Below are 12,354 nucleotides of genomic sequence, written 5' to 3'. Positions count from 1 at the left end.
TGACGCCGACGGCGGGGCCCGACGGGGAGTTCGAGCCGTTCTCCAGAGAACGCGCGGAGGCTGGAGTGCCATGGACGTAAGGCTGTACTGCTTCGCGCACGCCGGCGCCGGGGTGTCGAGCTTCGGCCGCTGGCCGCGGCGCTGCGGCCCCGGGGTCGAGGTCGTCCCCATGCTGCTGCCGGGGCGCGACTCCCGCCGCCACGAGCCGCGGCCCACCGGGCGGCGGGCGCTGCTCGACGCCCTGTTCGACGACATCGCCGGGGCGGCGGCGGACGGCCCGTACGTGTTCTACGGGCACAGCCTCGGCGGCATGGTCGCCCACACCCTGACCCGGGCCCTGCTCGACGCCGGGCTCCCGGGGCCGCGGCTGCTCGCGGTCGGCGGCTGCCCCGCCCCGCACACCGTGCGGGCCGCGGCCGCCACCGACGACCTCGGCGACGACGAACTCCTGCGCTTCGTGGGCGACGTCGGCTCCGCGCCCGACGGAGCGCTCGCCGAGCCCGACAGCGTCTGGCACCGCACCGTCCTGCCCGTGCTGCGCGACGACCTCAAGCTCGCCCGGTCGCTGCGCGCCGCGGCCCTCGACACCGGGGGGCGCCTGCCCGTGCCGGTGCTCGCCGTCGGCGGCAGCCACGACCCCGTCGTCGGCGCGCGGGCCCTCGACGGCTGGCAGCGGTGGACCGACGAGCGGTGCGTGCGCCGCACCGTGCCGGGCGACCACTTCTTCGTACGCGGCCCCGAACTGCCCCGGCTCATCGGACGCGCCTGCCGGGTGGCCGCCCGGATCGACGCGAGCCGCGTCCCGCTCGCGGCCGGCGCCCCGACGTCCCGGCCCGCGCCGTGACCGGGGCGGAACACACCGACATCTGCGTCGTCGGCGCGGGACCGGCCGGACTCGCCCTGAGCCTGCTGCTGCTCCGCTCCGGCTTCGCCGTCACCCTCCTGGAGAAGTCCCGCTCCTTCGCCCGCGACTTCCACGGCGAGATCCTGCAACCCGGCGGCCAGCGGATCCTCGACGAACTCGGCGTGCTCGACGCGGCACGGGCCCGCGGGGACCGCGCCCTGCGCGGATTCCAGGTCCTCGAACGCGACCGGCTGCTCCTCGACATCGACTACGCCCGCCTGGGCACCCCCCACGGCCGGCTCCTCGCCCTGCCCCAACGGCACCTGCTGGAGACCCTGCTCGCGGCCTGCCGCACCCGGCCCGGCTTCACCTACCGGGACGGACACCGGCTCTCCGCGCTGGCCGAGGACGACGGCCGCGGCACGGGAGCCGTCGTCACCGGGCCCGACGGGCGCCCGCGCACCGTGCGGGCGCGCGTCGTCGTCGGCGCCGACGGGCGCTTCTCCCGCACCCGCGCGCTCGCCGGCATCGACGCCGGCCGCACCGAGACCTTCGACCAGGACCTCGTCTGGTTCTCCGTGCCCGCCCCCGGCCGCACGACCCGGCACGTCCGCATCCACCGCGCCGAGGGCACCGCCGTCCTCGTCCACGACACCCACCCCGACCGCATCCGCATCGGCTGGACCCTGCCGCACCGGTCCTGGCCCGCCGTCGCCGAACGCGGCATCGGCGCGGTGAAGGACCGGCTGGCCGCCGCCGTACCGGAGTTCGCCGACCTCGTCGCCGAGCACCTGACCGGCCTGTCCGACCTCAAACTGCTCGACGTGTTCGCCGCCCGCGCCCCGCAGTGGTCCCGCGACGGACTCGTCCTCCTCGGGGACAGCGCCCGCACCCACGGCCCGCTCGGCGCCCAGGGCATCAACCTCGCCCTCCAGGACGCCGCCGCCCTGCACCCCGTCCTCGTCGAGGCGCTGCACGCGGGCGACACGAGCCGCGCCCGCCTCGCCCGCTTCCAGGAACTGCGCGCGCCCGCCGCCGACGCGGTGACCCGGGCCCAGCGCCTCCAGGCCAAGGCGTTCTTCGGGACCGCGGGACGCGCCGCCACGCTCGCCAGGGCGGGCGCGGCGAAGCTCGTCACCCGCACCCCGATCGGCGCCCGCATCACCGCCAAGGTGGCCTACGGCGCCGCGCCCGTCCACGTACGGACGGACCTGTTCACGCACCCCGAGCCCGTCCCGACCGACACGGGTGCCGCGCACCGCGCGAGCCACACGCCTCGTGCCGTCCACGCGAGAAAGGTGCACGATGACCACCGCTCCTAGCCGCCCGCGCCCCGTCACCCGCCCGACCGCACCGGCACCGTCGTCGTCCCCCGCCCTCGTCACCACCGCCCAGGTCGTCCGGGCCGTCACCGACGCCGCGCGCGGTCGCCGCCGCCTCGAGGTGCGGTACGGCGGACACGACGCCGGGCGCCCGGTGGCGGACGGCGGCGCTGCGGCCGTCGTCGATCTGGGGCGGATGGCCGCCGTCGCCCACGACCCGCACCGGCAGGCCTTCATGGTCGAGGCCGGGGCCCGGCTCACGGACGTGCGGCGCACCCTCTACGAGGGCTGGGGCGTCACGCTCCCCACCGCGGGGCCGGGCCGCGACGGCGTCGTCGGACAGGTCACGGCCGGCGGCCCCGGCCCCCTCAGCCGTTCCTTCGGTCTCACCGCCGACCACCTCCTCGCGATCGAGGTCGTGGTCGTCGACGTGTTCGGCACCGCCCGCGCCGTGGTGGCGAGCCGTGAACGCAACGACCCGCACCGCGACCTGTGGTGGGCCCACACCGGCGGCGGCGCCAACTTCGGCGCCGTCACCCGATGTTGGTTCCGCTCCCCGGACGCCACCGGCACCGACCCCACGACCCAGCTGCCCCGACCGCCGGGCACCCTGCTCTCCCACACCCTGACGCTCCCGCGCGCGGCCGGCGACCGCGACACCTTCCACCGGCTCGTCCGCAACCACGGACGCTGGCACGAGCACCACGCCGGCGCCGGATCCCCGTACGCGGCCCTGGACAGCAGCCTCGTCCTGTCCGGAGGGGACGCACCCGGCGCCGGGAACGCAGCGGTCGTCCGCACCCGCTTCGACGCCGGCCTGCCCGACGCGCGCGGCCTGCTGCGCCGCCACGTCGACGAGCTCACCGACGGCCTCGACCCCGGCACGCTCACCGACGACCTCGCCGTCGTCCCCTGGCAGTCCGTGCCGGACACGGACAGGGACGGCGGCGCGCACGGCGGGCCCACCAAGTCGGCCTGCCTGCGGCGCGGCCTCGACGACGCGCAGATCGACGCCCTGCACCGGCACCTGAGTGCCTCCGACGCCCCCGGCGAGCTGACCGTGACGCTGCGCTCCGGCGGCGGCCGCGCCAACACGCTGCCCACGTACGCCACCGCCGACGCGCACCGCGACTCCGTCCTGGAGGCGGAGTTCACGGCCGGCGGCCGGCCGTCGCCGGACGCCGTCGACGGGCTGCGCCGTCTGTACCGGGACGTGTTCGCCGCGACCGGCGGTGTGCCCGTGCCCGGAGCGGACGGCAGCGACGGCTGCCTCGCCGGGCACCCGGACCCCGACCTCGCCGACCCCCGGTGGAACACCTCGGGCGTGCCCTGGCACCGCTTCCCCTACAAGGACAACTACCGCCGGCTGCAACGCGCGAAGGCGCACTGGGACCCGCGCGGCATGTTCGGCCAGGGCCTCGGCATCCGCCCCGCCTGACCGGCCGGGCCGGACGCCGGACGCCGCGCGTCAGATCCGGCCCAGCTCCCGCAGCAGCCGGAGCTCCAGGACGCTCAGCGGAATCTCGGGGCACAGCTGTTCCGGATGCCCCGCGGGCGGCCCCTGGAGAGCGGTGCTCGGCGGATCCGTCCGGGCCGTCTCGACGGCCAACTGGCCCATCTCGCCGGCCAGATGGACCGTGCCCATGGCGACGAGCCCCTTCCAGGTCTGCCGCAGCAGACGGTAGTGCCAACGCCGGTACGCGCTCACGCCGACTCCCTCGCTCCGTGGACAGGTCGTCCGTGACGCTCTCAGGGATCGGTCGACGACCGGTCGACGACGGGTCGACCGCGGGTCGACGGCCGGTGGACGACGGGTGGAAGAGTCCCCGCGCCGCACCGCACCCGCTCTCCGGCGCTTCCCCGCGGTTCCTGAGGCGGGGATCGAGCGGCTTTCGAACCTTTCTCGAGCACCGCCGCAGAGCTTGGTGAGCGACAGCCCGTCAGCCCGTCGAAGGGGGCCGCTCGCCGTGCCGCGCTTCACGTACCCGGAACTGCCACTGGACGGACTGCTGCGCCGTGCCGCCGCACGCGCCCCGCACTCCGCCGCCCTCACCACCGGACAGCACACCGTCACCTACGGCGAGCTCGACGCCCGCGCCGACCGCATCGCCCGGGGCCTCGCCCGCATCGCCGGAGGTCCGGGCGCCGTGATCGGTGTCGCCCACACCCTCGACACGGTGTTCCCGGCCGCCTACTACGGCGCGAGCCGCAGCGGCGCGACCGTCGCCCTGATCAACCCGCTGCTGAACGAGGACGCCCTGCACCACGTGTGCGCCGCCGCCGGGATCGAGATCGCCGTGGTGCCCCGGTCCACCGCCGAACAGCTGACCAAGCTGAGCGAGCGGCTTCCCCTGCTGCACACCGTCCTGGTGACCGACGCCGACGACGGGGTCGTCCCGGGGGACACCGTGCCGCTGCACGTAGCCCTCGACGGCGTGCCCGACGACCCGTTCGAACCGGCGGGCCAGGGCCTGGACCCCGGTGCGGTGGCCTGCCTGCAGTTCACGACCGGCACCACGGGACGCTCCAAGGGCGTGCGGCTCACCCACCGCAACCTCGTCGCCAACGCCACCCAGACCGCGCTGGCCCACCGCCTCGACGCCGCCTCCGTCACCCTCAACCACCTGCCCCTGTTCCACGTCATGCACCTGAACTCGGCTGTGTGCGCGGGCGCTTCGCAGATCCTGTGCCGCGACCCCGACCCGGTGGCCTCCCTCGCCGTGGCCGCACGCGAGGGCTGCACCCACTACTACGGACTGCCGGCCCGGCTGCACCGGCTGGCCGGCGACCCGCGCCTGGCCGAGGGCCCGGAGGGCGTCCCGGCGGGGCCCCGCCTGAAGGCGGTCCTGTCCGGCGGCACCGCGCTGGCCCCCGAGGCCGCGCGCCGCCTGCAGACGGCCCTCAAGGTCCCCGTCGTCCAGGGCTACGGCCTCGCCGAACTCTCCCCGCTCTCCCACACCCAGCGCCCGGGCGACGCCCCGGTGCGCGGCGCCGTCGGCCGGGCCCTGCCCGGAACCGAGTGCCGCGTCGTCGAGCTCGGCTCACGCGAACCGGTGCCGGTGTGGGCCTCCGGCGAGGTGCAGGTGCGCGGCCCGCAGGTCATGGCCGGCTACCTGGACGACGACGAACCGTCCCGCATCGACGCCGAAGGCTGGTTCTCCACGGGGGACATCGGCTATCTCGACGAGGACGGCCGTCTGTACCTCGTCGACCGGCTCGGCGACGTCTTCAAGCACGACAACGAACTCGTGTCGCCGACCGCCGTCGAGCGCGTCCTCGAGGACGACCCGAGAGTCGCCGAGTGCGTGGTCGTCGGCCGGCCCGACCCGGTGCACGGCGCCACCACCTGGGCCGGTGTCGTCCTGCGCGACCCGGAGCCGGAGACCCGCGACGCCGTCCTCGCGTCCGTCGCCGAACAGGCCAACCGGCGCCTCGCCGTCTTCGAGCGCATCCACACGGTCGAGGCCCTCGACGCCGTGCCGCGCACGCCCACCGGCAAGCCCGAACGCCGGGCCCTGCGCCGCCGCCTGTCCGCCTGACCCGCCTCCTACCTGACCCCGAAAAATGCGTCCCCCGCCCGTCCCACGTACGCCCGACAGGAGACCCGACATGGTGACTTTCGTGAACAAGCTGACCGTCCACGGCGACGTCGAGGAGTTCCTCGCCGCCAAGGACCGCGTCACGGCCTACATGTGCGCCCAGCCGGGCTACCTCGGTCACCAGACGCTCCGCCTGTCCGGCGGCGCGCCCGTGTTCCTCGAGCTCGCCCAGTGGCAGGACGCCGCCGCCCACCGCGCCGCCGTCACCCACCCCGACTTCCAGGCGCTCGTCGGCGGCCTGCGCGGCCTTGCCACCCCCGAGCCCGGCCTGTACGAGGTCCTGGCCGACCGCAGCAGCACCCCCGCCGAGCCGGTCACGGCCGGCGCCCGATGAGCCCCGGCACCGAGGTCCTCGTCGTCGGCGCCGGGCCCGTCGGCCTGACCGCGGCCCACGAACTGGCCCGCCGCGGCCTGCGGGTGCGCCTCGTCGACGCCGCCTCGGGCCCCTCCCGCACCAGCCGCGCCGTCGCCGTCCACCCGCGCACCCTGGAGACGTTCGACCAGATGGGGACGGTCGACGGCATCCTCGAACACGGCCGCCGCAACCGGGCGTTCACGATGTACGCCACCGGACGCCGCCTCGTGCGCCTGGAGGCCGACTACGCGTCGATGCCGACCCGCCACCCCTACAGCGTCATCATCGGGCAGACCCGCACCGAGGCCGTGCTGCGCGAGGCCGTCTCCCGGCTCGGCACCGAGGTCGAATGGGGCGTGCGCCTGACCGGCTTCGAGCAGGACGCGGACGGCGTCCGGGTACGGCTGACCCGTCCCGACGGCACCGAGGAACGGTGCACCGTGCCCTGGCTCGTCGGCTGCGACGGCGGCCACAGCACGGTCCGCAGGACGCTCGGACTGCCGCTGCTCGGCGAGAGCCGCGACACGTGGATGCTCGCCGACGCCCCCGTCCGCACCGAACTGCCGCCCGACAGCATCTACTGGGTCCACACCGGCGGCCAGGCCCTGATGATGGTCCCCTACGCGGACCAGGGGCGCTGGCGGCTCCTCGACACGGCCCCCGACGCCCCCGACGCGACCGGCGCCGCCGACCGGTTCGCCGCCAAGCTCTCCAGGGGCCTCGGCACCGACGTACGGGTCGGCGAACCCGAGTGGACCTCCGTGTTCACGTTCCAGCAGCGCATGGTGCCGCGGATGCACGAGGGCCGGGTGTTCGTCGCGGGCGACGCCGCCCACGTGCACAGCCCCGCCTCCGGCCAGGGCATGAACACCGGCATCCAGGAGGCGTACAACCTCGCCTGGAAGCTGGCCGCGGTCCAACAGGGCCACGCGGGACGGCAGTTGCTCGACACCTACGACGCGGAGCGCGTCCCCGTCGGCAAGGCCCTGCTCGGCTCGACCCGCACGGCCACCGCACTCGTCCAGTTCCGCAACGCGCTGGCGGGCGTGGCCCTCCCGGTCGTCTTCTCCGTCGTGCGCGCCGTGCCCGCGCTGCGCCGCGCCATCCAGCGCAAGGTCCTGGGCGGCATGTCCGGCCTGCGCCTCGACTACGCCGACTCCCCGCTGACCACCGGCGCGGGCCCCGAACCCGTCCCCGTCGCCACCCCCGTCGCGGCGCCCGTCATGGTGCCCCGCCGGCGCCACGTGCCCGCGCCCGGCGAACGCGTCGCCGGCGCCGCCCGCGTCAGCGACGCCCTCCTGGACGAGCTGCGCGACGTGCGCTGGACCCTGCTCGTGGCCCCCGGCGGCCACGACGCGTCGGCCCGGCCCGTGCGCGCCGCGCGGCAGGCCGCCGACCGGTACGGGGCCTGGCTCTCCGTACGCTCCGTGGGCGGCAGCGGCGCCGGGCCCGCACCGCTGCCCGACCCGGACGGCGCCCTGTGCGCCGCGCTGGGCCTCGCCGCCGGCGGCTGGGCGCTCGTCCGCCCCGACGGCTACCTCGCCGCGCGCGGCGAGTACCTGACCCCGGCCGCGCTGGCCGCCGCCCTGGCCCCGGCCCACCCGGTGCCCGCCGGACCTGAGGCGGCTCTCGAGCGCCGCTCCGGCGGCCTTCGAGCCGTTCAGGACACCGTCGATACCGGCGGACAGGGTGGGCGGACCGCCCCGGGCCGCCCCCTGAGCAGGAAGTGAGGGACTGGACATGGCCGTTGAGCGAGTGCACCGCACGACGCACGAGGTGACGGTGGCCGCGCCCGCGGGCGTGGTCTACGGACTGATCTCCGACGCGGTCCGATGGCCGCTGTTCTTCCCGCCCAACGTGCACGTGGAGCAGCTGGAGTTCGACGGCGACAGCGAGCGGCTGCGGATGTGGGCCGTCGCCAACGACGAGGTCAGGTCGTGGACCTCGCGCCGTCTCCTGGACCCGGGCCGCCGGCGCGTCGAGTTCCGCCAGGAGCTGCCCGCCGCCCCCGTCCAGTCCATGGGCGGCACGTGGATCGTCGACGCGCTCGGCGCCGACCGGTCCCGGCTGACCCTGCTGCACGAGTTCACCGTCGCCGACGACAACGCCGACGACGTGGCCTGGGTGCAGCGGGCCACGGACACCAACAGCCGCTCGGAACTGGACAACCTGCGCCGCCTCGCCGAACGCTGGGGCCGCCTCGACGAACTGGTCCTGTCCTTCGAGGACTCGGTGCGCGTCAACGGCCCCGCCGAACTCGTCTACGACTTCCTGTACCGGATCGGCGACTGGCCCGAGCTGGTGCCGCACGTCTCCCGGCTCGACTTCACCGAGGACGAGCCCGGTGTGCAGGTCATGTCGATGGACACCCGTACCGCCGACGGCGGCACGCACACGACCGAGTCGGTCCGCGTCTGCTTCCCGCACGCCGGGCGCATCGTCTACAAGCAGACGGCGACCCCGCTGCTGATGTCGGCGCACACCGGCGAATGGTCCGTCGTCCCCGACGAGACGGGCGTGACGGTCACCTCCCAGCACAACGTCGTGCTGCGCGAGGAGAACATCACGCGCGTCCTGGGCGAGGACGCCGACGTCGCCCGTGCCCGCCGCTACGTCCGCGAGGCGCTCGGCCGCAACAGCACGGCCACCCTCGAACTCGCCAAGCGGCACGCGGAGAGCGCGGTCACGGTCCTGTGAGCGGGACGTCCGTCCTTGACGCGCCCCCGGCGCCCCGGCCGGGCCCGCCCGCGCAGGAGCCCCTCGACGGGGTCGAGCGCGCCGCCCGCCTCGAGCGGCTCCTCGGCGACCCCTACGACCCGCACAACCCGCACGGCTACCGGGCCCTGCTGGAGGCCGACGAGGAGCGCCGCACCCCCGAGGCCACCGAGGCGCTGCTGTCCGACGTGGGCCTGGGGGCCGAGTTCGTCCCGCGCGGCCTCGGCGGCCGACTCGCCCGCCCGGACCTGCTCGCGCGCGTGCTGCGACCGGTGTTCCGGCGGGACGTCGCGCTCGGCTTCGGCCACGGGATCACCTCCCTGTTCGGCGCCTCCGCCGTCTGGGCGGCCGGCGACGAGCGCCAGCGCGCGCACACCGCGCGTCTGCTCCTCGAGGGCGGCGGCGGGCGCGTCACGATCGTGCACCACGAACTCGCGCACGCGAACGCGATCCTGCGCGACGAGTTCACGGCGCGCTCCGCCGTCGGCGGCGGCTTCGTGCTCGGCGGCCGCAAGGACGTCGTCATCAACGCCGACCGCGCGGACGCGCTCGTCATGTACGCCCGCACGGCGACCACGGCCGGCTCACGAAGTCACTCCGTGCTGCTGCTCGATCCCGAGCGGCTCCCGCCGGGCGGCCTGCGCAGGCTGCCGCGCGTTCCCACCCCCGGAATGCGCGGCAGCCGATTCTCCGGGCTGGAGTTCGCCGACTGCCCGGCCCCCGCCGACGCGCTCGTCGGGGACGTCGGCGACGGCGTCCCCCTCGCGCTGCGCACCTACATGGTCAACCGCTGCCTCATCCCCGGCACGGTCGTCGCCGGGGTGGACAGCGCCCTGCGGTTCGCGGTGCGCGCGGCCACGGCGGGCCGCGCCGGCGGGCAGCCGGCCCGGCGCCATCACAAGGTGCTCGCCGGGGTGTTCGCCGACCTGCTGGCCTGCGACAGCATGGCCGTCACCGGGCTGCGCTCCCTGAGCCTGCTGCCCGACAGCGCCCATCTGACCGCGGCGGCCGTCAAGCTGACCATGCCGGACCTGCTGCGCGAGGACCTCGAGGAACTCGCCACCGTCCTCGGCGCCCGCGGCTACGACCGGGGGCCCTCGTACGGCGGCTTCCAGAAACTCGTCCGCGATCTGCCCGTCGCCGGGCTCGGCCACGCGGGGAACGCGGCCTGCCGGGCCGTGCTCGTGCCGAGGCTGCGCGCGCTGGCCCGCACCTCGTGGTTCGCCACGGAGGAGCCGACCGCGCGGCTGTTCCTGCTGACCGCGCCCGTCCCGCCCCTCGACTACCGCAAACTGTCCCTGACCGGCGGCGACGACGTGCTGACCGCGGCCCTGATCGGTGTCGCGCAGCGGCTGGGACCGCTGCGCGGCGCCGGCCCCCGCTGGGCGGCGCTCGCCGACCTCGCCGACGCGTTCGTGCAGGAGATGCGGGCCCTGCGCGAGCAGTGCGCCGCGCTGCCGGAGTCGGCGCGTGACCTGCTCGCCGACCCCCGGGTCTGCGCGCTCGCCGACCGGTACGTGCTGGTGCTCGCCGCCGCCGCGTGCCTGGGCGTGTGGCAGGGCCAGGACGGCACCGACTCCTTCCTCGCCCAGCCGGACTGGGCGGCCCTCGCCCTCACCCGGATCGGCCGCAGGCTCGGTGTGCCGGTCCCCGAACTGCCCGACACCGTCACCCGGTCCGTCCTGGACGAGGTGCTGCTGCGGCACCGCGAGGGGCGCAGCTTCGACGTGTACGACACGCACGTCCCGGGCTAGAAGGGAGCCTGCATTGGACCAGCCGAGAATCGCTCCGCCCCTGCACGTGCGGCCCGCCGGGCCCTGGCGCAGGGTGCCAGAGCACCTGGCCGAGTACGGCAACGCCATCGTGTACACGACGTGGGGCGAATGGGTGCCGGCCGCCGTCACCGAACCCCGGCTGCGCCGGCTGCTCGGCCGGGACTGGACCCGCTACCGGCGGCTTCCCGATCCGACCGTGCGGCTGCGGTTCGTCGCGTCGCGGCTCCTGATGAAGTACACGGCGGCCGCCGCCCTGCGCGCCGACCCCGAGTCGCTGGAGGTGTCGTACCGGCTGGGCGGGCGGCCCTACCTGCGCGGGTTCGACCAGATCGACCTGAGTCTCACGCACACCGGCGACCTCATGGCCGTCGGGCTCAGCCGGGACGGACGCATCGGGGTCGACGCCGAACCGGCCGACCGGCAGATGCGCTTCGACCTGCTGCAGGCGCAGATGTGCACCCCGTCGGAGGCCGCCGAGCTCGCCCCGCTGCCCGAGGACGAGCAGACCGCCGAGACACTGCGGCTGTGGACGCTGAAGGAGGCGTACACGAAGGCGCTCGGCCAGGGCATGCGGCTCGGTTTCACCGAGTTCGGCTTCGGTCTGCGCACCGGCCGGCTGATCGCCCCGGACGGCAACCGCGCCTCGCGCGGCGAGTGGTCCTTCGCCACCCACCACGCCCTGGACCGCTACCTCCTGAGCACCGCCTGCCACGACGCGGGCCTCGACACCTCCCACGACACCTCGGCGCGCACCACCCTGGACGCGGGATTCGCGGCGGCCATGGCCGACGTGTTCTGAGGCCCGCCCCCTCCCGCTCTCGGGCCCGCTCCTTCCGGGCCCGCTCCTCGTGGGCCTGCTCCGGAAGCGCTCGCCCGGCCCTCGAGACCGGCTGGAGCCGAAGGGGGCGCGGGCCCGGTGGCGGCTAGCGTGCTCGGCATCCACCGAGTGCGTGAGGGGGCACGTCATGCCGGAAGCGGGAGCCGAACTCGTACGGACTGCCAGGCTGAGGGTGCTGCCCGGCGGTGCCGCCGCGCCCGCGCCGGGCACGGTGCGGATCTTCCTCATGGGCGGTGACGCCCTCGCCCGCGCGGGCGTGATGGCGCTGCTCGCCGACCACGAGGGCCTCGCCTTCGTCGGCGACGACGAGCCGGGGCCCCGCGCGCTCGCCGCGCTGCGCGCGCACCGACCCGACGTGCTCGTCGTGCACGGCCCGGGCGAGCCCCGCGAGGTCGCCGCGCTCCTGGCGGACATCGACCCCGAGCTGCCCGTGCTCACCGTGGGCGGCTGCGAACCCGACGCGGCCAGCGCGCGGATCCTGCGGGGACACCTGCCCGCCACCACCACCGCGCGGCAGCTCGCCGCCGCCGTGTCCCTGGCCGCCGCCGGCTACGCGCTGAGCCGCGGTGGCCGTCCGGAACCCGAGGACGCCGCACCGGCCCGTCCGCGCGGCATCGGCAGGACGGGCCTGCGAACGGGCACGGGCACGGGCACCGTGTCCGACGTGCCGCCCGACCTGCTGACCGACCGCGAGGGCCAGGTGCTCGACCTCGTCTCGCGCGGCCTGTCCAACACCGAGATAGCGCAGTCCCTGACTCTGTCCGAACACACCGTCAAGACGCATGTGCAGAACCTGCTGCAGAAGCTGCGGGTGCGCAACCGCGTCCACGTGGCCATCTACGCCTTCGAGTCCGGGCTGCGCTGACGCCCCGCATCAGGTCCGGGTCAGCGCGCCGTCAACCCCGC

11 protein-coding genes are annotated in these 12,354 nt (G+C 75.7%); 10 read left to right on the top strand and 1 reads right to left on the bottom strand.

The annotated features are described in order from the left end of the window. Positions 1-70: 70 nt before the first annotated feature. Genes ACIBTU_RS35270 through ACIBTU_RS35260 form a run of 3 tightly spaced genes read left to right on the top strand, consistent with a single transcriptional unit; the run spans position 71 to position 3,604 of the window. Positions 71-844, top strand: a complete 774-nt coding sequence (locus ACIBTU_RS35270; protein WP_399130768.1) for a thioesterase II family protein — start codon at positions 71-73, stop codon at positions 842-844. After that, complete coding sequence (locus tag ACIBTU_RS35265) at positions 841-2,166, top strand: FAD-dependent monooxygenase (RefSeq protein WP_399130767.1); 1,326 nt, start codon at positions 841-843, stop codon at positions 2,164-2,166. The genes ACIBTU_RS35270 and ACIBTU_RS35265 overlap by 4 nt, the downstream gene beginning before the upstream one ends. Next, positions 2,150-3,604, top strand: a complete 1,455-nt coding sequence (locus ACIBTU_RS35260; RefSeq protein ID WP_399130766.1) for an FAD-binding protein — start codon at positions 2,150-2,152, stop codon at positions 3,602-3,604. The genes ACIBTU_RS35265 and ACIBTU_RS35260 overlap by 17 nt, the downstream gene beginning before the upstream one ends. A 30-nt stretch (positions 3,605-3,634) precedes the next feature. Here ACIBTU_RS35260 and ACIBTU_RS35255 read toward each other — a convergent pair whose 3' ends face one another. Next, the gene (locus tag ACIBTU_RS35255; protein ID WP_399130765.1) at positions 3,635-3,874 is read right to left on the bottom strand and encodes a DUF6059 family protein; all 240 of its coding nucleotides are present in this window, start codon (positions 3,872-3,874) and stop codon (positions 3,635-3,637) included. Positions 3,875-4,133: 259 nt separating this feature from the next. Between ACIBTU_RS35255 and ACIBTU_RS35250 the strand changes: the two genes are divergently transcribed. The 7 genes from ACIBTU_RS35250 to ACIBTU_RS35220 all read left to right on the top strand — a co-directional run bounded on the left by ACIBTU_RS35250 (position 4,134) and on the right by ACIBTU_RS35220 (position 12,313). Further along, a complete protein-coding gene (locus tag ACIBTU_RS35250; RefSeq protein ID WP_399130764.1) occupies positions 4,134-5,705 on the top strand; it encodes a class I adenylate-forming enzyme family protein in 1,572 nt (523 codons plus the stop codon). A 70-nt stretch (positions 5,706-5,775) separates the two neighbouring features. After that, positions 5,776-6,099, top strand: coding sequence for an antibiotic biosynthesis monooxygenase family protein (locus ACIBTU_RS35245; protein WP_399130763.1), 324 nt, complete (start codon positions 5,776-5,778; stop codon positions 6,097-6,099). Beyond that, positions 6,096-7,850, top strand: coding sequence for an FAD-dependent oxidoreductase (locus tag ACIBTU_RS35240; protein WP_399130762.1), 1,755 nt, complete (start codon positions 6,096-6,098; stop codon positions 7,848-7,850). Before ACIBTU_RS35245 ends, ACIBTU_RS35240 begins: the two co-directional genes overlap by 4 nt. A 10-nt stretch (positions 7,851-7,860) precedes the next feature. Further along, positions 7,861-8,817: an aromatase/cyclase gene (locus ACIBTU_RS35235; protein ID WP_399130761.1), complete on the top strand. Its 957-nt coding sequence runs from the start codon at positions 7,861-7,863 to the stop codon at positions 8,815-8,817. Further along, positions 8,814-10,589: an acyl-CoA dehydrogenase gene (locus ACIBTU_RS35230; RefSeq protein WP_399130760.1), complete on the top strand. Its 1,776-nt coding sequence runs from the start codon at positions 8,814-8,816 to the stop codon at positions 10,587-10,589. Before ACIBTU_RS35235 ends, ACIBTU_RS35230 begins: the two co-directional genes overlap by 4 nt. A 13-nt stretch (positions 10,590-10,602) precedes the next feature. Next, positions 10,603-11,409: a 4'-phosphopantetheinyl transferase family protein gene (locus ACIBTU_RS35225; protein ID WP_399130758.1), complete on the top strand. Its 807-nt coding sequence runs from the start codon at positions 10,603-10,605 to the stop codon at positions 11,407-11,409. A 166-nt stretch (positions 11,410-11,575) separates the two neighbouring features. Beyond that, positions 11,576-12,313: a DNA-binding response regulator gene (locus ACIBTU_RS35220; RefSeq protein ID WP_399130757.1), complete on the top strand. Its 738-nt coding sequence runs from the start codon at positions 11,576-11,578 to the stop codon at positions 12,311-12,313. The last annotated feature ends 41 nt before the right edge of the window (positions 12,314-12,354 follow it).

Origin of the sequence: Streptomyces sp. NPDC050145 (assembly GCF_044460245.1) — a bacterium.
Classification (GTDB): Bacteria; Actinomycetota; Actinomycetes; order Streptomycetales; family Streptomycetaceae; genus Streptomyces.
This window is presented reverse-complemented; position numbering and strand designations above follow the sequence as displayed.

Coding starts and splice junctions, on each gene's coding strand:
- ACIBTU_RS35270 (WP_399130768.1), top strand. CDS start 71: ATGGACGTAAGGCTGTACTGCTTCGCGCACGCCGGCGCCGGGGTGTCG.
- ACIBTU_RS35260 (WP_399130766.1), top strand. CDS start 2,150: ATGACCACCGCTCCTAGCCGCCCGCGCCCCGTCACCCGCCCGACCGCA.
- ACIBTU_RS35245 (WP_399130763.1), top strand. CDS start 5,776: ATGGTGACTTTCGTGAACAAGCTGACCGTCCACGGCGACGTCGAGGAG.
- ACIBTU_RS35240 (WP_399130762.1), top strand. CDS start 6,096: ATGAGCCCCGGCACCGAGGTCCTCGTCGTCGGCGCCGGGCCCGTCGGC.
- ACIBTU_RS35235 (WP_399130761.1), top strand. CDS start 7,861: ATGGCCGTTGAGCGAGTGCACCGCACGACGCACGAGGTGACGGTGGCC.
- ACIBTU_RS35220 (WP_399130757.1), top strand. CDS start 11,576: ATGCCGGAAGCGGGAGCCGAACTCGTACGGACTGCCAGGCTGAGGGTG.